The organism is Paractinoplanes bogorensis (assembly GCF_018829635.1).
Lineage (GTDB): Bacteria > Actinomycetota > Actinomycetes > Mycobacteriales > Micromonosporaceae > Actinoplanes > Actinoplanes bogorensis.
The window spans coordinates 487,939-508,537 of record NZ_JAHKKG010000001.1 but is presented as its reverse complement, the minus strand read 5'-3'; the positions used below and the strand labels follow the sequence as shown (position 1 = coordinate 508,537).

23 protein-coding genes are annotated in these 20,599 nt (G+C 70.8%); 10 read left to right on the top strand and 13 right to left on the bottom strand.

Annotated features, from left to right (window positions below; all coding sequences use genetic code 11):
• The first annotated feature begins 67 nt into the window (after positions 1–67).
• Entirely contained in the window at positions 68–556 is a 489-nt protein-coding gene (locus KOI35_RS02430; protein ID WP_215784315.1) for a DUF3093 domain-containing protein, read from the top strand.
• On the opposite strand, the gene KOI35_RS02425 is transcribed toward KOI35_RS02430, so the two are convergent.
• Positions 553–1,362: a hypothetical protein gene (locus tag KOI35_RS02425; protein WP_246612366.1), complete on the bottom strand. Its 810-nt coding sequence runs from the start codon at positions 1,360–1,362 to the stop codon at positions 553–555. The two genes, KOI35_RS02430 and KOI35_RS02425, sit on opposite strands and share 4 nt — an antisense overlap.
• Before the next feature lie 148 nt (positions 1,363–1,510).
• Complete coding sequence (locus KOI35_RS02420; RefSeq protein ID WP_133874975.1) at positions 1,511–1,807, bottom strand: DUF4193 domain-containing protein; 297 nt, start codon at positions 1,805–1,807, stop codon at positions 1,511–1,513.
• Between the two features lie 368 nt (positions 1,808–2,175).
• Between KOI35_RS02420 and KOI35_RS02415 the strand changes: the two genes are divergently transcribed.
• Positions 2,176–2,721, top strand: a complete 546-nt coding sequence (locus KOI35_RS02415) for a LytR C-terminal domain-containing protein (protein ID WP_215784314.1) — start codon at positions 2,176–2,178, stop codon at positions 2,719–2,721.
• 2 nt (positions 2,722–2,723) lie between these two features.
• Here KOI35_RS02415 and KOI35_RS02410 read toward each other — a convergent pair whose 3' ends face one another.
• The gene (locus KOI35_RS02410) at positions 2,724–3,569 is read right to left on the bottom strand and encodes an inositol monophosphatase family protein (protein WP_215784313.1); all 846 of its coding nucleotides are present in this window, start codon (positions 3,567–3,569) and stop codon (positions 2,724–2,726) included.
• A gap of 215 nt (positions 3,570–3,784) precedes the next feature.
• Between KOI35_RS02410 and KOI35_RS02405 the strand changes: the two genes are divergently transcribed.
• Both KOI35_RS02405 and KOI35_RS02400 read left to right on the top strand, forming a co-directional pair.
• On the top strand, positions 3,785–5,371 hold the full coding sequence (locus KOI35_RS02405; RefSeq protein ID WP_281419965.1) for an RNA polymerase sigma factor: 1,587 nt from the start codon (positions 3,785–3,787) through the stop codon (positions 5,369–5,371).
• A gap of 242 nt (positions 5,372–5,613) precedes the next feature.
• Entirely contained in the window at positions 5,614–5,853 is a 240-nt protein-coding gene (locus KOI35_RS02400; protein ID WP_215784311.1) for a DUF7455 domain-containing protein, read from the top strand.
• A 440-nt stretch (positions 5,854–6,293) separates the two neighbouring features.
• Here KOI35_RS02400 and KOI35_RS02395 read toward each other — a convergent pair whose 3' ends face one another.
• The 5 genes from KOI35_RS02395 to KOI35_RS02375 form a co-directional block, all read right to left on the bottom strand.
• Positions 6,294–6,554 (bottom strand): helix-turn-helix transcriptional regulator, encoded by a 261-nt coding sequence (locus KOI35_RS02395; RefSeq protein ID WP_215784310.1) that lies wholly within the window; start codon positions 6,552–6,554, stop codon positions 6,294–6,296.
• Complete coding sequence (locus KOI35_RS02390) at positions 6,554–7,048, bottom strand: hypothetical protein (RefSeq protein WP_246612365.1); 495 nt, start codon at positions 7,046–7,048, stop codon at positions 6,554–6,556. The genes KOI35_RS02395 and KOI35_RS02390 overlap by 1 nt, the downstream gene beginning before the upstream one ends.
• A gap of 75 nt (positions 7,049–7,123) precedes the next feature.
• Entirely contained in the window at positions 7,124–8,848 is a 1,725-nt protein-coding gene (locus KOI35_RS02385) for a DEAD/DEAH box helicase (protein WP_215784309.1), read from the bottom strand.
• A gap of 89 nt (positions 8,849–8,937) precedes the next feature.
• Positions 8,938–9,552 carry a trimeric intracellular cation channel family protein gene (locus tag KOI35_RS02380; RefSeq protein ID WP_215784759.1) on the bottom strand — a complete coding sequence of 205 codons (615 nt, stop codon included), beginning with the start codon at positions 9,550–9,552 and terminating at the stop codon, positions 8,938–8,940.
• Positions 9,549–9,767 (bottom strand): DUF3039 domain-containing protein, encoded by a 219-nt coding sequence (locus tag KOI35_RS02375; RefSeq protein ID WP_215784308.1) that lies wholly within the window; start codon positions 9,765–9,767, stop codon positions 9,549–9,551. The genes KOI35_RS02380 and KOI35_RS02375 overlap by 4 nt, the downstream gene beginning before the upstream one ends.
• 171 nt (positions 9,768–9,938) lie before the next feature.
• Between KOI35_RS02375 and KOI35_RS02370 the strand changes: the two genes are divergently transcribed.
• Together KOI35_RS02370 and KOI35_RS02365 are read left to right on the top strand one after the other, a co-directional pair.
• Positions 9,939–10,889, top strand: coding sequence for a pseudouridine-5'-phosphate glycosidase (locus tag KOI35_RS02370; protein ID WP_215784307.1), 951 nt, complete (start codon positions 9,939–9,941; stop codon positions 10,887–10,889).
• Entirely contained in the window at positions 10,889–11,767 is an 879-nt protein-coding gene (locus KOI35_RS02365; protein ID WP_215784758.1) for a carbohydrate kinase family protein, read from the top strand. Before KOI35_RS02370 ends, KOI35_RS02365 begins: the two co-directional genes overlap by 1 nt.
• Here KOI35_RS02365 and KOI35_RS02360 read toward each other — a convergent pair.
• On the bottom strand, positions 11,764–12,195 hold the full coding sequence (locus tag KOI35_RS02360; protein ID WP_246612363.1) for a DUF3099 domain-containing protein: 432 nt from the start codon (positions 12,193–12,195) through the stop codon (positions 11,764–11,766). The genes KOI35_RS02365 and KOI35_RS02360 overlap by 4 nt on opposite strands.
• A gap of 64 nt (positions 12,196–12,259) precedes the next feature.
• Entirely contained in the window at positions 12,260–12,826 is a 567-nt protein-coding gene (locus KOI35_RS02355) for an HhH-GPD-type base excision DNA repair protein (RefSeq protein WP_215784306.1), read from the bottom strand.
• Positions 12,827–13,034: 208 nt separating this feature from the next.
• Between KOI35_RS02355 and KOI35_RS02350 the strand changes: the two genes are divergently transcribed.
• The 3 genes from KOI35_RS02350 (at position 13,035) to dtd (ending at position 14,598) form a co-directional block, all read left to right on the top strand.
• Positions 13,035–13,385, top strand: a complete 351-nt coding sequence (locus KOI35_RS02350) for a hypothetical protein (RefSeq protein ID WP_215784305.1) — start codon at positions 13,035–13,037, stop codon at positions 13,383–13,385.
• Between the two features lie 116 nt (positions 13,386–13,501).
• Complete coding sequence (locus KOI35_RS02345; protein ID WP_308120744.1) at positions 13,502–14,173, top strand: phosphotransferase; 672 nt, start codon at positions 13,502–13,504, stop codon at positions 14,171–14,173.
• A 2-nt stretch (positions 14,174–14,175) separates the two neighbouring features.
• Complete coding sequence (gene dtd, locus KOI35_RS02340; protein WP_215784304.1) at positions 14,176–14,598, top strand: D-aminoacyl-tRNA deacylase; 423 nt, start codon at positions 14,176–14,178, stop codon at positions 14,596–14,598.
• Between the two features lie 11 nt (positions 14,599–14,609).
• Here the strand turns inward: dtd and KOI35_RS02335 are convergent, their stop codons facing one another.
• The gene (locus KOI35_RS02335; protein WP_215784303.1) at positions 14,610–15,398 is read right to left on the bottom strand and encodes a sporulation protein; all 789 of its coding nucleotides are present in this window, start codon (positions 15,396–15,398) and stop codon (positions 14,610–14,612) included.
• Positions 15,399–15,699: 301 nt separating this feature from the next.
• Between KOI35_RS02335 and sigB the strand changes: the two genes are divergently transcribed.
• Entirely contained in the window at positions 15,700–16,653 is a 954-nt protein-coding gene (gene sigB, locus KOI35_RS02330; protein WP_215784302.1) for an RNA polymerase sigma factor SigB, read from the top strand.
• A 60-nt stretch (positions 16,654–16,713) separates the two neighbouring features.
• On the opposite strand, the gene KOI35_RS02325 is transcribed toward sigB, so the two are convergent.
• Positions 16,714–19,260 carry a bifunctional acetate--CoA ligase family protein/GNAT family N-acetyltransferase gene (locus KOI35_RS02325; protein WP_215784301.1) on the bottom strand — a complete coding sequence of 849 codons (2,547 nt, stop codon included), beginning with the start codon at positions 19,258–19,260 and terminating at the stop codon, positions 16,714–16,716.
• 23 nt (positions 19,261–19,283) lie between these two features.
• The gene (locus KOI35_RS02320; RefSeq protein ID WP_215784300.1) at positions 19,284–20,468 is read right to left on the bottom strand and encodes an acetoin utilization protein AcuC; all 1,185 of its coding nucleotides are present in this window, start codon (positions 20,466–20,468) and stop codon (positions 19,284–19,286) included.
• Between the last annotated feature and the right edge of the window lie 131 nt (positions 20,469–20,599).

Sequence of the window (20,599 nt, the reverse complement as noted above, 5' to 3'; positions counted from 1 at the left end):
CTGCGGGCGGCCCTCACCCTGCCATCCTGCCGTGCCCGGTCGCGGAGGCGCGCCGTACCCTTCCAGGGTGACACCGGAGTCCCCCGCGCGCACGACCGCGGCGCCCGCCTATGCCGAACGGCTCAGCCTGACCTGGTGGATCTGGCCGGTCGCGCTGGTCGTCGTGTCGATCCTGGCCGTCGAGGTGCTGCTCGGCTTCCCGACCCTGCCCACCTGGGTGCCGTTCGCCGTGCTGATCCCGATCACCGTGGCCGGAATGCTCTGGACCGGCCGGATCCGGGTCGCCGTGGCCGACGGGGAGTTCCGGGTCGACGACGCCCGGCTGCCCGTGCGCTTCGTGAAAGACGTGGTCGCGCTGGACGCGGAGGGCAAGCGGGAGGCGCTCGGGGTGGGGGCCCACCCGCTCGCGTTCGTGATCCAGCGGCCGTGGGTCGGCCCGGCCGTCCAGGTGCTGCTCGACGACCCGGACGACCCGACGCCGTACTGGATCGTCAGCACCCGGCAGCCGGTCAAGCTGGCCACCGCCCTGATCGAGGCCCGCGGCCCTCGAGGCTAACCCTCGAGCGCCTTCCGGTGCGCCTTGCGCAGGTCCTTCGAGATGTGCTCGCCGAGGTTGCGGGTGGCGCGGCGGTTCAGATAGCCGGCCACTGCGGCCCCGGTCAGCATCGGGCCCAGCGTCGTCAGGCTCCGCCCGAAGCGCTTGAGCAGCGAGTTCTGCAGCTCCCGGCGGGCGGCCGTGCCGAGCACGGTGGCCACGCCGACCCCGGGCACCAGCGGGTTGACGCCGCGCTGCTGCGACCACGCCTGGATCAGGCCCGCGGCCCGCTGGCCCAGGCTGCCCTGGATCGGCTGCCCGTAGATCTCGTGCAACTCGCCGACCAGCTTGAGTTCGATCGCGACCACCGCCACCGTCTCGGCGCCGAGCAGGATGGGCGCGGAGAGCAGGGTCGGCGGCGCGATCCACTCGATCGAGGCGACGCCACCCCCGGCGGCGCCGATGCCGGCGGTCGACCGGGCGGCGTTGCGGACCAGGCGCTCGGCCAGGTCGTCGTCGTTCAGGCCGGGGAAATGCCGGCGCAGGGTCTCGATGTCGCGGACCGGGACGTGCGGCGCCACCTCGGCGACGACGTCGGCCATCCAGCGCACCGCGGCCTTGGGCTTGAACATCTGCCCCAGTCCACGGCGGCGGATGTCCGCGACGAGCCGGCTCAGCAGTTGCCTGCGGCCGGCCGGTTCCAGGTCGTCGGCGGTGAGCGCGGCGACGGTCTCGCCGAGTTCAGAATCGACCGCGGCCAGCTCCTGGCTCTTGGCTGAGCTCTGCTCCAGGGGCGGCGGCACGCTCTGTTCGTCGGTTCCGCTCATCGTCGTCCTTCCGCGTCAAAACCGGGCCAGGTCTCTCTCGGTACCTTCATGGTGATGCCCGGTGTCGACCCCGGGTCAAACCCCGGCAACGACCTGACTCCCGACCGCGAACCGCGGCCGGGTGGTGGTGCTCTGCGCTAGTGGCCGGTCAGGCACACTCGCGGCAGATCAGCTCCCCGTTCCGCTCCGCCGCCAGCTGGCTGCGGTGGTGTACGAGGAAGCAGCGAGAACAGCGGAACTCGTCGGTCTGCATCGGCAGCACCTTGACGGTGAGTTCCTCGTCGGCCAGGTCGGCGCCGGGCAGCTCGAAGCTTTCCGCCACCTCGACCTCGTCGACGTCCACTGAACCCGACTGCGAGTCGGCTCGGCGGGCCTTGAGCTCCTCGAGGCTGTCCTCGCCGAGGTCGACCTCATCGCGACGCGGAGCGTCGTAGTCGGTGGCCATCGGTCTTCACTCTCCTGTATCGATGTGTCACTTGGCGTTAGTAACGCCCGCGACCCTGTTTCGGTTCCCGGTTCCGCCGGACGATTTCCGACACTGCCCCTGACATGCCCAACACCCCCGGTGAGCGCGGAACCTTACCGCTGTCGCGGCACTGTTGTACGCGCACGGGCGGCCCATTGTTCCCGATGTGACCGAGGCGACATCAAAGTAGGGGTATCAGCCTCTGGATCATCGTCAACGCGCCGGAAGTATTCCCTGTTTCCGCATGCCTGGCGGACAGACGCTAACCTCTCGACAGGTCCGTCCGTACCCCGGCGGGCATAAGTCCCCGTCGGTGTCCCATTCAGATCCGCCCTGGAGTCTGCCCCATGAGCTTTGCGCGCGTACGAGCGCTCGTCGTCGTCGGCGTGCTGGCCGTGGCCGCGGTGGTGTTCGTCATCGTCGCGCTGGCGAAGGACACCCAGGGTGGCACCAACGCCGGTGACGACTGCCCGGCCGGCACTCCACTGGTCGACGTCCGGCTGCCCGACGACCCGGCCGAGGTCACCGTCAAGGTCTACAACGGCACGGACAAGTCGGGCCTGGCCGACAGCGTCACCAACGAGTTCAAGAACCGGCGCTTCACCACGCAGAAGCCGGCCGAGAGCAAGACCAAGTACAAGGGCGTGGCCGAGATCCGGTTCGGCCCCGACACGGTCGGCAAGGCCCAGCTCCTGCGCGCCTACTTCCTGGCCCAGTCGAAGATGACCTACAGCGCCAAGCGCAAGGGCCAGGTCATCGACATCGTGATCGGCAACGAGTTCCGCCAGCTGGCCACCACCACCGAGGTCAACCAGTCGCTGGTCGAGGTCGGCGAGCCCACGCTGCCGCCGGGCACCTGCCTCAAGCCCGCCGACAAGAACAAGGACTCCTAGGCTCACGCGCCGCCCGCGGCATCCAGCGCGGCCAGCGCGTCGTGGAGCGGCCCGAACACCGCCGGCGAGGCCGCCACCAGCATCTCGGCGCCGGGAGCGGCACCGTTCAGGCCCGCGACGACCACGCCGGCCTCGGTCGCGACCAGACCGCCGGCTGCCCAGTCCCACGGATTGAGCCCCTTCTCGTAGTAGCCGTCCAGCATCCCCTCGGCCACCGCACAGAGGTCGAGGGCGGCCGCGCCGAACCGGCGGATGTCACGCACCTGGGTGATCAATCCGGCCAGCACCCGGCCCTGATGCTCCCGGCGCCGGGCGTCGTAGCCGAACCCGGTGCCGACCAGGGACTGGCCGAGCCCGGAGGGCGTCGAGCCGGACAGCCGCCGGTCGCCGCGCCAGGCACCACCGCCGAGCGTGGCCGTCCACTCGTCGCCGGTCGCCGCGTTCACGACCACCCCGGCGACCACCGCGCCGTCCACCTCGGCGGCCAGCGAGACCGCGTACTGCGGGAGCCCGTAGAGGTAGTTCACCGTTCCGTCGATCGGGTCCAGGATCCACCGTACGGCGCCGGGAAGGGGCTCCTCGGAGCTTCCGTACTCCTCGCCCAGAATCCCGTCACCCGGCCGCATCGCCCGCAGCGCCTCGACGACCTGACGCTCGACGGCCTTGTCGGCGGCCGTCACGACATCGGTCGCCGTGCTCTTGGTCTCGACGTCGTCGATCGCCTCGGCCCGCATCCGCCGGGCCGTCGCCGCCGCCTCCCGGGCCACCCGGACCGCCAGCTCCAGCAACTCGCCGGAATTCGTACCACCATCTTGGCCGGGGTTTTTTCCGGCCGGAAACTCGTTCACGTGTATGCCCTTTCCGCCGTTACCATTCTGTCGCCGAGCCTCTCCGGCGAGGTCGGCGGGCTCCAGCGGCGTGCTGCGGCGGGAGGATCTCGCTCGACGGCGCTACAATTCACCCCTGCCCACCGCTTCACGGACACCGAGCACCGATCGTCCGCGTCCCGGGGGTCCTCACACCAACACCGGCCAGCCTCCTCGCCGTGCGCTGCGCTGGGCTCATGGCCGTGCTCCACCTGATCGCCTCCGGAAGGTCTTTCGTGACAGACGCCCACCAGAACGGTGCCGACGTTCGCTCCCTCACCGAGGCCCTGATCGCTCATGCACAGGGTGCTGGTGGGCAGCTCACCTCGGCCGAGGTCGCGCACACGCTCGAGTCCGCCGAGGTGAATCCGGCTCAGGCCAAGAAGATCCTCCGCGGGCTGGTCGACGCGGGCATCACCGTGGTCGTCGACGGCTCGGCGAGCACCCGTCGCAAGGTCGCCGCCGCCCGGGCCGCGACTCCCGCCTCCAAGGCCACCACCGCCAAGGCCGCCCCGGCCCGCAAGGCGGCTCCCGCTCCCAAGCAGGCCGCCGCCGAGGGCGACGCCGCCGCGACGCCGGCCAAGAAGGCGCCCGCCAAGAAGGCAGCGGCCAAGGCCGTCCCCGCCAAGAAGGCCGCGCCCGGCAAGGCCGCCGCCCCCGGCGAGGAGGGCCCCGGCGACGGCGAAGAGATCGATCCCGAAGAGCTCGCCGCCGAGATCGAGGACGTCGTCGTCGAGGAACCGGCCGCTGCGGTCGCCGCTGCCGCCGCCGACGCCGCCAGCTCGGCCACCGACGGCGACTTCGAGTGGGACGACGAGGAGTCCGAGGCGCTCAAGCAGGCGCGTCGCGACGCCGAGCTCACCGCGTCGGCCGACTCGGTCCGCGCCTACCTCAAGCAGATCGGCAAGGTCCCGCTGCTCAACGCCGAGCAGGAGGTCGAGCTGGCCAAGCGCATCGAGGCCGGCCTCTACGCCGCCGAGCGCCTGCGCGCCTGCGACGAGGGCGAGGAGAAGCTCGAGCGCAACATGGAGCGCGACCTGCGCTGGATCGGCCGGGACGGTGAGCGCGCCAAGAATCACCTGCTCGAGGCCAACCTGCGTCTGGTCGTGTCGCTGGCCAAGCGCTACACGGGCCGCGGCATGGCGTTCCTCGACCTCATCCAAGAGGGCAACCTGGGCCTGATCCGCGCGGTCGAGAAGTTCGACTACACCAAGGGCTACAAGTTCTCCACGTACGCCACCTGGTGGATCCGTCAGGCCATCACCCGCGCCATGGCCGACCAGGCCCGCACCATCCGCATCCCGGTGCACATGGTCGAGGTCATCAACAAGCTCGGCCGCATCCAGCGCGAGCTCCTTCAGGACCTGGGTCGCGAGCCCACGCCCGAAGAGCTGGCCAAGGAAATGGACATCACGCCGGAAAAGGTCCTCGAGATCCAGCAGTACGCCCGGGAGCCGATCTCGCTCGACCAGACGATCGGCGACGAGGGCGACAGCCAGCTGGGCGACTTCATCGAAGACTCCGAGGCGGTCGTCGCGGTCGACGCGGTGTCGTTCTCGCTGCTGCAGGACCAGCTCCAGCAGGTGCTGCAGACGCTGTCCGAGCGCGAGGCGGGTGTGGTGCGGCTGCGGTTCGGCCTCACCGACGGCCAGCCGCGGACGCTGGACGAGATCGGCCAGGTCTACGGGGTCACCCGTGAGCGCATCCGGCAGATCGAGTCCAAGACGATGTCGAAATTGCGACACCCGTCCCGCTCCCAGGTTCTCCGCGACTACCTGGACTAGGGCGTTCGGTCAACAAAGCGTGCCCGAATGGTCACCACCCGTACAACATCGGGTGGTGATCAGACCGTTGTGCAGAAGTGATCGTTGACGTGGCACCCTTGGATCACGGCACACTTAGCCCAGCACGTGTGACCTCGGTCCCCCCGGGGCACAGTGGGAAGGCTGCAACGGTGCAGGGTGTTGCACGATGGTGAGCAGTAGCCGAGGAACGTGTTCATCGGTTCGAACAGAGGAGGAAGGCGATGACCCCGACTCTCACGCCGCCGGCGAGTAGTGTGGCCGGCCCCGCAGCCGATGAACGGTGCGACCGCTGCAATGCAGCCGGAAAGCTCCGTTTGACCCTGGCTGGTGGCAGTGAGCTGGTGTTCTGCGGACACCACGCCAACCGGTACGCCGAGGACCTGGTCAAGATCGCCGTGCAGTTCACGGCAGACCCGGAGTTCACCTGGCGTGGCGCGGACATGATGTCTAACTCCAACTGAACAACTTCACCCCCCGAGCAAGACTCTGAAAAGGGGCGCCCACGGTGTGGGGCGCCCCTTTCCCATGCCCGATCCCGCCCGGCCGCCGCCGTCGTGCCGCCCCTCTCGCGACGCGGCCCTTCACACAGCGCGGCCACCTCACACGCCTCCGCCTCACGCAGCGCGGCCACCTCACGCAACGCGGCCACCTCACACGCCTCCGCCTCACGCAGCACGGCCACTCCACGCGGCGCCTCCGCCTCACGCAACGCGGCCACCACGCGGCGCCTCCGCCTCACGCAACGCGGCCACCACGCGGCGCCTCCGCCTCACGCAACGCGGCCACCACGCGGCGCCTCCGCCTCACGCAGCCACCACGCGGCGCCTCCGCCTCACTCAGCGCGGCCACCTCACGCGGCGCAGCACGGCGATCGGCTGACGCGGTCTCTGCGGCTGCGACGTCAGGCCGGCGTCTCCACGTCCGGGTCGGCGTCCCACAGACGCTCCACGGTCGTGTGGAGGGCCCTCGCGACCTTCAGCGCCAGGTAGACCGAGGGCGCGTAGTCGCCCGTCTCCATCGCGATGATGGTCTGACGGCTCACCTGCACGGCCGCCGACAGCCCCTGCTGGGTCAGGCCGGCCTCCTTGCGAGCGGCCCGGATGCGAACCCCGGCGGCGCCCCCGGCCTCGGGAGCGCGCACCGGGCCCGCTGGTGGCGCCATCAGTCTTCGTCCGCGGTCGCGAGCGCCTCGTCACGGCGCCGGCGACGGCTCTGCACCATCTGAGCCACGATCCCGCCCACGGCACCGATCACCCCGCCGACGGCCGCGCCGACCCAGGTCGATCCGTCCGGATCGTAGGCACGCAGGGCACCGACCAGGAAGAACGCATAGGGCGTGCCGCCCAGGACGCCCAGCACGAATCGCTTGGCGTCCCAGACCCGGGGCGTGGTGTCGACCCGGCGGCGGCGCACGTAGACCCCGCACAGCCAGATCGGGAAGAGCATGAGCACCAGCACGACGGCGAGCGGAAGGACGGACGAACGGCCCAGCGGCCACACCATGATCGCCGCGGCCCACGGCACGGCGAGCCACTGCATCGACGCGGCGGCGGTGATGCCCTCATACCAGCGGTAGCGCTCGCGCTCGTCGCCGTAGAGGTCGCCGTTGAGATCCAGATTCCAGCGTATGACCCGATCGAGGATTGTCGTCGTCATGCGTCCATCATCGCGTCAAGTCCTCTTGACGTCAAGTGGACTTGACGTAAAGACTTCCTGACACGCTTTCCGGGATCACATGGTCTGGATCGTCGCAATCCTCTCCTCGAGCTGCTCGATCGTGGCCTGGGCGCTGGGTGGCCCGCCACAGAGCCGGCGCAGCTCCGCGTGGATCTTGCCGTGCGGCAGGTTGGTGCGGTGATGATGCGCCGCGACCAGGGTGTTCAGCTGGCGGCGCAGGCTGTTGCGGCGCTCCCCCGCGGTCATCGGGACGGGCGCCTCACGCTGGGCCGGCGCCGGGGGCTCGGCCGCCTTGCGCTTCTTCTGCGCGGCCATCTGATCGGCCTGCCGCTTGTTCAGCAGCACCGAGACCTGGTCGGCGGTGAGCAGGCCGGGCAGCCCGAGATATTCCTCCTCCTCGGCCGTGCCGGTCATCGCCCCCATGCCGAAGGAGGTGCCGTCATAGATGACCTGGTCGAGCTCAGCCGTCGCGGACAAGGCCTCGAACTGCTTCTCGAGGTCGCCCTCGGCGTTCTCCTCCCGCTGCGCGCGCTCGAGCAGGTCGTCGTCCAGGCCGTCCTTCTGCTTGGGCAGGCCCAGCACGTGGTCGCGCTGCGCCTCCATCTCGCTGGCCAGCCCGAGCAGGTGCGGCACGCTGGGCAGGAAGACGGTCGCGGTCTCGCCCTTGCGCCGGGCCCGCACGAAACGGCCGATCGCCTGGGCGAAATAGAGCGGGGTGGAGGCGCTGGTGGCATAGACGCCGACCGCGAGCCGCGGGATGTCCACGCCCTCCGACACCATCCGGACGGCGACCATCCAGCGCTCCTCCGAGGCGGCGAAGATGGCGATCCGCTTGGAGGCGCCGTCGTCGTCGGAGAGCACCACCGTGGCCTGCTCCCCGGAGATCTCGCCGATGAGCTTGGCGTAGGCGCGCGCGGTCTGCTGGTCGCTGGCGATGATCAGGCCGCCCGCGTCCCGCATGCCGTGCTCGCGCAGCTTGGTGAGCCGGGCGTTGGCCGCCCGCAGCACCTGGGGCATCCAGTCGCCACGGTGGTCGAGCGCGGTCCGCCAGGCCTGCGCGACCAGATCCTTGGTCATCGGCTCACCGAGGCGGGCGGCGAGTTCGTCACCGGCGTTCGTACGCCAGCGGGTCTCGCCCGAGTAGGCCATGAAGAGCACCGGGCGCACGACGCCGTCGCGCAGGGCGTCGGAATAGCCGTAGACCGAGTCGGCCCGCGACCGCTGCAGCCCGTCCTCGCCCCGCTCGTAGCTCACGAAGGGAATCGGGTTCTCGTCCGAGCGGAACGGTGTACCGGTGAGCATCAGACGGCGTACGGCGGGCTCGAAAGCGTTTTTGACTCCGTCACCCCAGCTGCGCGAGTCACCGGCGTGGTGGATCTCGTCGAGGATGACCAGCGTGGAGCGGGTCATGGTGCGGCGCCGGTGCACCGCGGGCGCCATGCCGACCTGGGCATAGGTGAGCACGGCGCCGTGGAAGTCGCGCGACGAGTGGACGTCGGAGTTGCGGAACTCGTGGTCGAGCTGGATGCCGACCCGGGCCGCGGCCTGGGCCCACTGCACCTTGAGGTGCTCGGTCGGGCAGACCACGGTGACCGCCTCGACCGTGCCGTGGGCAAGCAGTTCGGCGGCGATCCGCAGGGCGAACGTGGTCTTGCCGGCGCCGGGGGTCGCCACCGCCATGTAATCGTCGCCAGGGCGGCGCAGATAGCCCACGAGGGCCTTGCGCTGCCAGTCACGCAGGGGCGGGAAGGTCTCCAGATCCGGCAGTGGCGGGCTCAAGCTGCGACGATCCCTTCTCCAAAGAAAACACCCCCGGCGCGGGACCGGAGGCGGCAACCAGCATAGCCGCGAGGGCGGCTCCGCGCGGGTTACGGCGCCGCCACCGGAGCCGACCAGCGGCGGTACAGCGCGACCAGCCGAACACCCGTGATGAGCAGTGCCGACATGCCCATCGTGAGCGGGTCCGCGACATCCAGGCCTCGCAGGATCGTGACAAGAATCGCGCCGCCCAGGGCGGCGACGGCGTAGATGTCACGCTGGAGGACCACCGGGATCTCGCCGGTCAGGATGTCGCGGGCGAGGCCGCCGCCGATCGCGGTGAGCATGCCGATCAGGCAGGCACCGACCGCCGGCACGCCCGCGTCGAGCGCCTTGAGCGTGCCGGTCACGGTGAAGAGCCCGAGTCCGGCCGCGTCGAGCAGCAGGACCGGGCGGCGCCAGCGCGCCAGACGGGGGTGCAGCCAGAAGACGGCCACCGCGGCGAGAACCGCGGTGACCGCGTAGCGCCAGTCGGCGAAGGCGAGCGGCGGCACGGCCCCGATCACCAGGTCGCGCAGGATGCCGCCGCCGAGCGCGGCCACGAAGCCGACGAACGCGATGCCGAACAGGTCGAAGCGCTTGGCGACGCCCGCCGCGGCCCCCGACGCGGCGAACACCGCCACGCCGATCAGGTCCGCGACGAGTAGCCCGTCAGCACTGGTCAGTGCTGCATCGATTCGTAGATCTCCTTGCACTGCGGGCACACCGGCGAACCCGGCTTCGGCGACTTGGTCACCGGGAATTTCTCGCCGCACAGTGCCACGACGTAAGTGCCCATGACCGCGCTCTCGGCGATCTTCTCCTTACGTACGTAGTGGAACATCTCCGGCCCGGTGTCGGCGTCCTTGGTCTCGGGACGCTCAAGGATCTCGGTGGTCACGACATCTGCCCTTCGGTCACGTTCTCTTCTCAACCGAGCCGCCGGTCCCCCGGCCGACGACTCCTGACGCAAGCTCCAACCCGCAAGTGTGGCACCTCGGACCGGGCCGGTCCAACGACCAGCTGGGCCGTCTTTGGCCAGCTCGCGTCGGGGCACCGTACGGTAACTGTCGTGACTGACTTCGCGATTCGCTTCGGCGAGCATGTGACCCGCGCCCGCCGGGACGGCCGGCCGGTGGTCGCGCTGGAGAGCACGATCATCTCGCACGGCCTGCCGCACCCGGACAACCTGCGGGTCGCACGCGAGATCGAGCAGACCGTCCGTGACCAGGGCGCCGTGCCGGCCACGATCGGCATGGTCGGCGGCGAGCTGACCGTCGGGCTGGACGACGCCCAGATCGAGCACCTGGCGCTGGCCGAGGGTGTCGCCAAGCTGTCCGTCCGCGACCTCGCGGTGGCCGCCGCCCGGCGCGCCGACGGTGCCACCACGGTCGCCGCGACCAGCGCGGTCGCGGCCGCGGCGGGCATCGGCGTGTTCGCGACCGGCGGCCTGGGCGGCGTGCACCGAGAGGCGAATGTCACTTTCGACGAGTCGGCCGACCTCACCACGCTGGCCCACACGCCGATCGTCGTGGTCTGCGCGGGCGTGAAGTCGATCCTCGACGTCGGCGCCACGCTGGAACGGCTCGAGACCCTGGGCGTCGCCGTGGCCGGGTACGGCACCAAGCGCTTCCCCGGCTTCTTCATCACCGACGGCGGCTTCGACGTCGACTGGCAGCTCGACTCGCCCGAGCAGGTCGCCGACGTGATCCGCGCCCGCTCCGACCACGAGGTGGGCGCCGGCGCACTCATCCTGGCCAACCCGCTGCCGACCGATCAGCAGCTCGACCCCGACCTGCACGATCACACGCTGGCCCAGGGCCTCTCCCTGCTGGCGCGGGGCGGGATCACCGGCAAGGCGGTCACCCCGTTCCTGCTCAGCCACTTCCACGAGAGCACCCACGGCGCGAGCCTCGAGGTCAACGTCCGGATCATCCTGCGCAACGCCGAGCTCGCGGCCAAGATCGCGGTGGCGACCGCCTCGGCCGCCGTGGCCCCGCTCGGCTTCAGCGTCCCTGCGTGATCGCCGTCGTGGGTGACCTCGTCACCGACGTGCTGGTGGCGCACCACGGGCCGATCGAGACGGGCTCCGACACCGACGCCGCGATCACCGTCGGTGGCGGTGGTCAGGCCGCGAACACGGCGGCCTGGCTCGCGCACGCGGGTCAGCCGGTGACGCTGATCGCCGCGGTGGGCGACGACCCGGCCGGACGCGAACGCGTGGCCGAGCTGACCTCGTCCGGGGTGCTCTGTGAGGTGCGCGCCCACGCCGGGGCGGTCACGGGCAGCATCGTGGTGCTGGCCGGCCCCTCGGAACGCACGATGATCACCGATCGGGGTGCGTCGCTGCTGCTCGACCCGGCCGACGTGCGAGCCGCGATCGTCGCTTCCGGTGCCCGCCACCTGCACCTTTCCGGTTATCCGCTGCTCCACGAGGGCTCCCGGGCGGCCGGGCTCGAAGCGCTCGCCGCAGCCCGGGAGAACGGCCTGACCACCAGCGTCGACGCGGCCTCGGCGGCACCGTTGCGCTCGGTGGGGGCGGCGGAGTTCCTGGCTTTCGTACGCGGGTGTGACCTGCTGCTCTGCAACGCGGACGAGGCGGACGTACTCGCGGGGGCCGGGCCGGCGGCTACGCAGGCGGTGCGGCTGACTCCGTACGTACGGAATGTGGTCGTCAAACAGGGTGCGGAGGGTGCCGTCTGGGCCGCCGATGACTCGGTGGTGGCCTCGGTGCGCCCGGAGCGCGTTCCGATGACGGACCCGACCGGGGCCGGGGATGCCTTCGCGGCCGGGCTGGTGGCCGCCTGGTGCGCCGGTCAGTCTCCCGAGGCTGCCCTGACCGCCGGAGCGACTTTGGGGGCTTCGGCGGTGTCGTTGATCGGCGCCCGCCCGGCCGCCTAGCCCTTTTCGCGCTCTCGGGGCTCTACCGGGATCCAGCGCTCGCCGGTCTCGGTCGGCTCGAGGTCGATGGTCAGGTATTCGGTCGCCTCAGCCGAGTGCTGCGGCAGCGTGGCCTGCGGTTTCGCCTCACGGGCGAGGGCGTCGGCGGCCCGCTCGGCCTTCGTCTTGGCCGGCCGGTCGTTGGCGATCAGCACGGCCGCCCAGGGCAGGAACACCATGCCCGCCGCACACAGGATCAGCCAGACCGGCAGCAGTGGCACCCGGAAGCTGATCAGCACCGCCCCGAGGATCAGACACGCGGCGCGGATGCTCATCATCGTCACGTAGCGGATCTGCCGGCTACGGAACTGATCGTCCGGGCTCTGCGCGGCGTTGGTGATCAGAACCGGCTGCTTCTTCACGATGAGGTTCTCCGATCGACCCCTCATACTTGCACCGTTGATGCCGGTGCGCCCAGGCAGCGCCGTCCCACACCCGATTTCCCCAGGTCCGTCACCCCTTGGCGGCGGCCTTCATCTCCTTCTTGTACGCGCGCACCTTGCCCAGCGACTGGTCGTCGACGATGTCCGCGACCGACTTGAAGGAGCCCTGCTCGCCGTACCCACCGGCCGCCGCACGCCAGCCGGCCGGCTCGACGCCGTACTGCTTGCCGAGCAGCGCCACGAAGATCTGCGACTTCTGCTTCCCGAACCCCGGCAGCGACGCGACCCGCTTGAGCAGCTCGGCGCCGTCCTCGACACCGGTCCACAGGTTGGCCGCCTCACCGTCGTACCGATCGACGAGCGCCCGGCAGACCTCCTGCACCCGGACGGCCATCGCCTTGGGGAACCGGTGCAGGGCCGGCGGCGTGGCAAAGATCGCGATCAGTGCCTCCGGATCGAAGTCGGCCAGCTCAGCCGCCGTCGGCGCGTGCCCGAGCCGCTGGGCCAGCACGTAAGGCGAGCTGAACGCCTTCTCGAGCGGAATCTGCTGGTCGAGCACCATGCCGATGAGCAGCGCCAACGGATCGGTGGACAGCAGCTCGTTGGCCTCGGCTTCGATCGGCAGCGAAAGCGTCATGGCGCACATCCTCGCAGGTCCCGCCCTTCCCCCACCAACCTCCTCACCCAATGCTCGCCCGGGTGGCTCAGCGCGGCCCGGGCCGAACTGGCGGATGCCGGTGCCGCCCGGGAGCGAGCATGATGGCCGTGCGTCGCGGCACCCCGGTTTACGCCGGGTCGGCCGGGGCACGTTGGGTGCCGCCGAACTGTCGGAGGGAACGAACACCATGAGTGACTCGCAGGAGAGCATCGAGCGGGAGATCCTCGGAAGCGACTACGCCCCGGGAGCGCTCGACGAGCCCGAGACCTATCGGCCCGAAAAGGGTGACGACGACCCCGGCCTGTCCAGCACCCTCGCGGCCGGCACGGACACCGAGCAGTTGCAGGACGGCGGGCCGCACCCGGAGCACGGCGTGATGACCACGACGGGTGGCACGGCGGGGCCGAACAGTTTCAAGACCCACCCGCGCTCCGGCCCGGGCGTCGCCAACACGACGACCGGTGACGCCACCACCGGCGCGATGGAGACGCCGGTCGACAGCTACACCAGCGACTCCAGCAGCAACGCCATCGACTGACCACGCAACGCCGCGCCGCCCGCCCGGCGGCGCGGCCCCACCACGCACGGCACGCGCTGGACCGACCGCAACGCAGGGGCCGCGCGGGCCTGGGGTGGTGGGTTAACGTCACCGGCGTGGATGGTCGGCTGGGGGCTGAGTCGTTGGGAGAGCCGTTCGCCTTCGGGCGGGAGGCTGACGTCTATGCGCTCGACGAAGGCCGGGTGCTGCGGCGCTATCGCCATGGTGGGGACACCGGCCCCGAGTCTGCGGTCATGCGGCACGTCGGTGGGCTCGGATATCCCGTGCCGCGGGTGTACGAGGCGGGCGGGCCCGATCTCGTTCTCGAGCGGCTCGACGGGCCGACCATGGCGACCGTGCTGCTTGCGGGAAGCATGTCGTTGCGGGACGGCGCGGCGATCCTGGCTGACCTGCTGCGGCGGCTGCACGCGCTGCCGAGTCTGACGGGGACCGCGCCGTCGGTCGTTCACCTCGACCTGCATCCCGACAACGTCATCATGGCGGCGGACGGGCCGGTGGTGATCGACTGGCGGAATTCGCGCGACGGGGACGGCGACCTCGACACCGCGTTCACCGCGCTGATCCTCGCGCAGGTCGCCACCGGGGCCATCGAGCATCCGACCGGAGAACTGGTCGGCGAGATGCTCGACGCTTTTCTCGAGCTCGCGCCCGGCGACCCGCTTCGCGCGTTGGACGATGCGGTGGACATGCGGTCCAGGCAGTCCACGATGTCGTCGGAGGAAGTAGCCATGCTGCCGCTGGCGGCTGCGCGCGTACGGGGGAATTAATCATGCGGGCTTTGGTGCAGACGGTCAGCCGGGCCAGCGTGACCGTGGACGATGAGGTCATCGGCAAGATCGAGGACGGCTTGCTGGTGCTGGTCGGGGTGACCCACGACGACACGCCCGCCAAGGCCGTCGAGCTCGCCCGTAAGACGTACGAGCTCCGCATCCTGGACGACGAGGCCTCCGCGTCCGACCTCGGCGCCCCGCTGCTCGTGGTCAGCCAGTTCACGCTCTACGGCGACGCGCGCAAGGGGCGCCGTCCGACGTGGAACGCCGCCGCCCCGGCCGAGGTGGCCGAGCCGCTCGTCACCGCGTACGTGGAAAGCCTGCGCGCCCGGGGAGCGACCGTGGAAACCGGCCGCTTCCGGGCGCACATGCTGGTCGAGAGCGTGAACGTCGGACCGCGCACGATCCTGCTGGAGCTGTAAAGCCGAGGAACCTAGAAGAACAGGCCGCGGCGCTGGGCCGACTGCCGCAGCCAGTTGTCGAGCTGGCCGGCCCAGTCCACCTGGTCGACGGTCGAGTAGTCGATGTCGAACCGGCCGAACGCGTCGTGCCCCTCGGTGAACAGGCCGCCCCGCTTGTCGATCTCGAGGACGACCTGGAGCACGTGCGGCGTCGGCAGGAACGTCAGCTCGAGCTGGTTGATGCCGCTCGCGTAGGCCGACGGCGGGTAGAACTCGATCTCCTGGTAGAACGGCAGCTGCTGCTGCACCCCGTAGACCCGGCCGCGCTCGACGTCGGCCCGGCTGAAGCGGAAGCCCAGCCGCAGCAGCGCGTCAAGGATCCGCTCCTGGGCCGGCAGCGGGTGCACCGCGACGGCGTCCAGATCGGACTTGTCGACCGCGCGCGCGACCTCGAGCTCGGTGGTGAGCCCCATCGTCATGCCGTGCAGGTGCTGGCCGTACACCTCGGTGATCGGCGTTTCCCAGGGCACGTCGAATCGGAATGGCACGTCATAACGGGCACCGGGGTCGAGTCGGAACGAACCGGTCAAACGCTGCCGGTGGAATTCCTGATTCGTGTTGTATTCACTGTCGCCGCTTTCGACCTCGACCCGGGTCATCAGCCCAATTGCCACATATTCGACGTCTGTGGCGTGGTCTCCGCCCATCACGTGCACCTGGCCCTCGAGGAATCCACCAGGCCGGCAATTGGGGTTGGCCAGCACTGTTTCGACCGATGGGCCGCCGACTCCCATTGCCTGCATCAACTTTTTGAAGACCACTGAACCTTCTCCTCCTAGCGGGCGTTTGGGGAACAGTATCGGCGCGCAACACGCGGCGAGTACCGGCAATACGGTCACTTGTCGGCTTGGCGACGTCAGGGTTCTCCCTGATTCATGCCACCTGGACGCTTGCCTCACCTCGGCTTAACGCGCTCCGGGCCAAGCTATCGATCACACCGGCACGCAGCATCACGCGGCGGGCCGGACTGCACGAGACGGTTATCAGCGGGGAGGGGACTGAAAGGTGGTCCTGCAGATGAAGGCGTCGGAGTCCGTAGCGGCGGTTGCCGTTGAGAACAGCATGACCGATGGTGTCGAGCTTCTTACCGACCTGGACGCGACGGATGAGCGTGGCGTCTCCGCCGACCTGGTTCGTGCGTACCTGAACGGCATCGGCCGCACCCGGCTGCTGACCGCGGTCGAAGAGGTCGAGCTCTCCAAGCGCATCGAGGCCGGCTTGTACGCCGAGGAGAAGCTCCCGGACGCAACAGTTGACCTGGCCCCGCTCCTGCAGATCATCATCGCGGAGGGCAAGGCCGCCAAGAACCACCTGCTCGAGGCCAACCTGCGCCTCGTGGTGAGCATCGCGAAGCGGTACACCGGGCGGGGCATGGCGTTCCTCGACCTCATCCAAGAGGGCAACCTGGGCCTGATCCGCGCGGTCGAGAAGTTCGACTACACCAAGGGCTACAAGTTCTCCACGTACGCCACCTGGTGGATCCGCCAGGCCATCACCCGCGCCATGGCCGACCAGGCCCGCACCATCCGCATCCCGGTGCACATGGTCGAGCAGGTCAACCGCATGGTCCGCAGCCGGCGCGACCTGGCCGCGACGCTCGGCCGCGAGCCCAGCATCGCCGAGATCGCCGAGGCCATGGGCGTTCCCGAGTTCCAGGTCATCGAGCTGATCTCGTACGACCGTGAACCGGTCAGCCTCGACCAGGCCGTCGGCGAGGACGGCGAGAGCGCGCTCGGCGACTTCGTGGCCGCGGTCGACCAGAACCAGCCCGGCGCCACGGCCGGCTCGGGCGAGCTGCGCAACGAGGTCGAGATCGTGCTGGCCACGCTGAGCGAGCGCGAGTCGGCGGTCATCCGGCTGCGCTTCGGCCTCGACGACGGCCGCCAGCGCACCCTCGACGAGGTGGGTCGCGAGTTCGGCCTGAGCCGCGAGCGCATCCGCCAGATCGAGAAGGTCACCATGCTCAAGCTCCGCGACCCGGAGCGCGCGTCCCGCCTCGAGGCCTACGCCGGCTGACGCGCCGCAACACCTTCACGACCGCCCGGTCGAGCCACACGGCTCGGCCGGGCGGTCGTGTCAGGGGGTTCGCAGGCGGCGGGGGCCGGTGTCGGGGCGGCGGGTGGGGTCGCCGATCTCGGTGGTTGCGTGCAGGACCGAGAGACCGTCGGGGCGGGCCAGCACCGGGTTCAGGGAGAGTCCGCGCAGGCGGGGATGGTCGTCGGCCAGGCGGCCCACTCGAAGCAGCAGGTCGATCAGCGCGTCTCGGTCGACCGGCTCGGAACCCCGGTAACCGTGCAGGAGTGGGGCGGCGCGCGGCTCGACGACCAGGGCCTCGGCGGCGCGATCGGTGAGCGGGGCGGCCCGCCAAGCCAGGTCGCCCAAGAGCTCGCTGGCCACGCCGCCCAGGCCGAAACCGACGACCGGGCCGAACGCGGGATCTTCCATCACCTCGACCCGGCAGGCCACTCCGGCGCGGACCATCGTCTGGACCAGTACGTCGGGACCGAAGGCGGCCGACAACTCGGCGTAGGCCGAGCGCACGTCCTCCTCGTCGGCCAGCGCGAGCCGGACGGCGCCGAGGTCGATGCGATGCCGCAGGGCGCCGCCGGCCGCCTTGAGCGCGACCGGATAGCCGAGCGCCGACGCGGCCGCGATCGCCTCGTCGGCGCCGGCGGCCAGTGTGGACGGCACCACGTCGATGCCGTAGGCGGCCAGCAACGCCGAGGGCGGGCCGTCGACGTCGGCGGCGGACGGGTCTACGCCCACCAACTGGGGCACCACGCCGGGCGGGCGGCGCAACCAGTCGGAGTAGGTGGCCACCCGGCCCAGGGCGCGTACGGCCTCTTCGACCGACGGGTAGGCCGGGACGCGCGGGGGCAGGCTGCCGAGCAGGAACGTGGCGACCGTTGGCTTTTCGCCGGCCAGGGCGACGCTGGCCAGGGCGGCGGCGAAGTCGGCGTCTTCGTCGGCGAGCTGGCCGGGCAGCGGGGGCGCGAACACGACGACCAGAGCGTCGGCCCGGTCGTCGACTGCGGCGTCGGCCAGCGCGTCGGCGAAGTCGTGGGCACCGGCCTGGGGGCTGATGTCGAGCGGGTAGCCCTCGGCGACCGTGAGACCGTTGGCCCGGCAGGCGGACACGGCCAGCTCGGACAGGGCCGACGAGTTGCCGACCACGGCCACCCGGCGGCCGGTGGGCAGCGGCTGGTGGGCGAGCAGCAGGCCGACGTCGAACATCTCTTGCACGGTGTCGACCCGGATCACGCCCGAGCGGGCGAACAGGGCGGTGACCGCGTGCACGTCGGGACCGGGCAGGTCACCGGCCAGGCCCGGCGGACGGGTGGCCGAGGCGACCGCGACCACCGGCTTCACCCGGCTCATGCGGCGGGCCAGGCGGGCGAACTTGCGCGGGTTGCCGAACGTCTCGAGATAGAGCAGAACGACGTCGGTGCCGGGGTCGTCCTGCCAGTACTGCAGCAGGTCGTTACCGGAGACGTCGGCGCGGTTGCCGGCCGAGACGAAGCTGGACAGGCCCAGCCCGCGCCGGTCGGCCTCGGCCAGGAGCGCGACCCCGAGCGCGCCGCTCTGGCTGAAGAACCCGACCCGTCCGGCGGCGGGCAGGAGTGGGGCGAGCGTGGCGTTGAGGCGTACGGAGGGATCGGTGTTGGCCACCCCCATGCTGTTGGGCCCCACCACGCGCAACCCGGCCGCGTGCGCGCCCTCGATCAGGGCCCGTTGCGCAGCCGCGCCCTCGGCCCCGGTCTCGGCGAAACCGGCCGAGATCACCGCCAGTCCCCCGGCCCCGCTCGCGGCCGCGTCGGCCAGAGCGGCGGCGACCCCCTCGGGCGGGACGGCGATCAGGGCGAGATCGATGTCGACGCCGGCCTCGGTGGCCGACCGGTAGGCGCGCAGGCCGGCCACCCGCTCGGCGTTGCGGTGGACCGGGACGATCGGGCCCGCGTAACCGCCGTCGCGCAAGTGGCCGAGCATGGCCGCACCGATGCCCTGACCGCTCGCGCTGGCGCCGTAGACCGCGACGCCCCGGGGCGCCAGCAGCCGGGCGATCGAGCGGGCCTCGGTGAGCTTCTCGCGCGACTCCTGCACCTCGCGCGACTTCTCGGTGGGGGCGATCGGGAAGCTCAGGTGCACCACGCCGTCGGCATATTTGCGCTGTACGTGGTAGCCGAAGTCGCTGAACACGCGCAGCATGCCGGCGTTTTCCGGCAGCACCTCGGCCACGAACCGGGTGAGGCCGTTGGCCCGGGCGGCCTCGGCCAGATGCTCGAGCAGCACCGAGCCGATGCCGCGGCCCTGATGCGCGTCTTCGACCACGAAGGCGACCTCGGCCTCGGGCGATTCGGGGCCGAGTCGCTCGTAGCGGCCGACGGCCATGATGCGCGGGCCGCTGACGATGACGAACGCCTCGCGGTCGTGGTGGTCGACGTTGACGAAGCGTTCGAGATCGCGCTCGGGGATCCGCGGGTAGGGCGAGAAGTAGCGCAGGTAGCGGGTGCGCTCGCTCATGCGGGAGTGGAAGTCGACGATGGCGGGGGCGTCGGACGGCTGGATCTGTCGCAGGTGGACGGCACTGCCGTCGGAGAGCAGGACGTCGGCGCTGATGTCCATGCCACCCCTCCTCTCAGCGGTGATCAGTCGCGGGGATCGTGCGGGTCGAGACCGTGGAGCGGGAAGACGGCCGTGCGGGCGGCGAGGATCGCCCGGTCGACGGCGTCGGGTGTGGTGCCCGGCTCCCAGCGCTCGACCGCGGGCGGGGTGCCGTCGGTCATCGTCTCGGGCACGACGGCCCGAGGGCAACGCTCGGCGGCGAGTTTGCGCCAGGTGGCCGGGGTCGGGGTCGCGGGGTCGATCGCCGTGCCGGTGGTGATCGCCAGCAGGTGGGACCAGGCGCGGGGCACGACCTCGACCAGCGCGTAGCCCCCGCCGCCCATCGTGACCCAGCGGCCGCCGCACAGCTCGTCGGCCAGTTCGCGCATGGCCAGATAGGCCGCGCGCTGACCGTCGACCGAGAGCCGCAGGTCGGCCAGCGGGTCGAGCCGGTGGGCGTCGGCTCCGCACTGGCTGAAGATGATCTCGGGGGCGAACGCGCGGACCACCGAGGGCACGATGGCATGGAACGCGCGCAGCCAGGCCGCGTCGCCCGTGCCGGGCGGGAGCGGGACGTTGACCGCCGTGCCCTCGGCACCGGGGCCGCCGGTCTCTTCGACGAAGCCGGTGCCCGGGAAGAGGGTGAGAGGCGACTCGTGCAGGCTGACCGTGAGCACGCGGGGGTCGTTGTAGAAGGCGGCCTGCACCCCGTCGCCGTGGTGGACGTCGACATCCACATAGGCCACCCGCTGGGCGCCCTGGTCGAGCAGGCGGGCGATGGCGACGGCGGGATCGTTGTAGACGCAGAAGCCGGCCGCGCGCGCGGCCAGAGCGTGATGAAGACCACCCGCCACGTTGACGGCGCGCGTGGTCGTGCCGTGCCAGACCGCCTCGGCCGCCGCGATGGTCGCGCCGCAGATGCGCGCGGACGCCTCGTGCATGCCCTCGAAGACCGGGTTGTCGTCGGTGTTGAGCCCCCAGCCGCGGAAGAACGGGTCGAGCGGGGCGTGCCGGACGGCCTCGAGATAGTCGGCGCGATGCACCCTGGTCAGGTCGGCTTCGGTGGCCGGATCGGGCGTGACCAGGCGCACGCCGGGCCGGTCGAGGACCCCGAGCTCGCGGGCGAGCGCCATGGTGAGCTCGACCCGCACCGGATTGAGCGGGTGATCGCCCATGTCGTAGTCGAGCAGTGCTCGATCCCACACCACCGTGGTCGTCGGATCCGCCATGACGGTCATGCTGCCACGCCCCACCGACGCTTTCGCCTCGCGGCAAGTTGCCCGTGCCGTCAGGTACGCTTCCAGCACCTGCTCGGGGCGGCTGTCAACCCCCGGCAACGAGGTATTATCGCTGCTGGGAG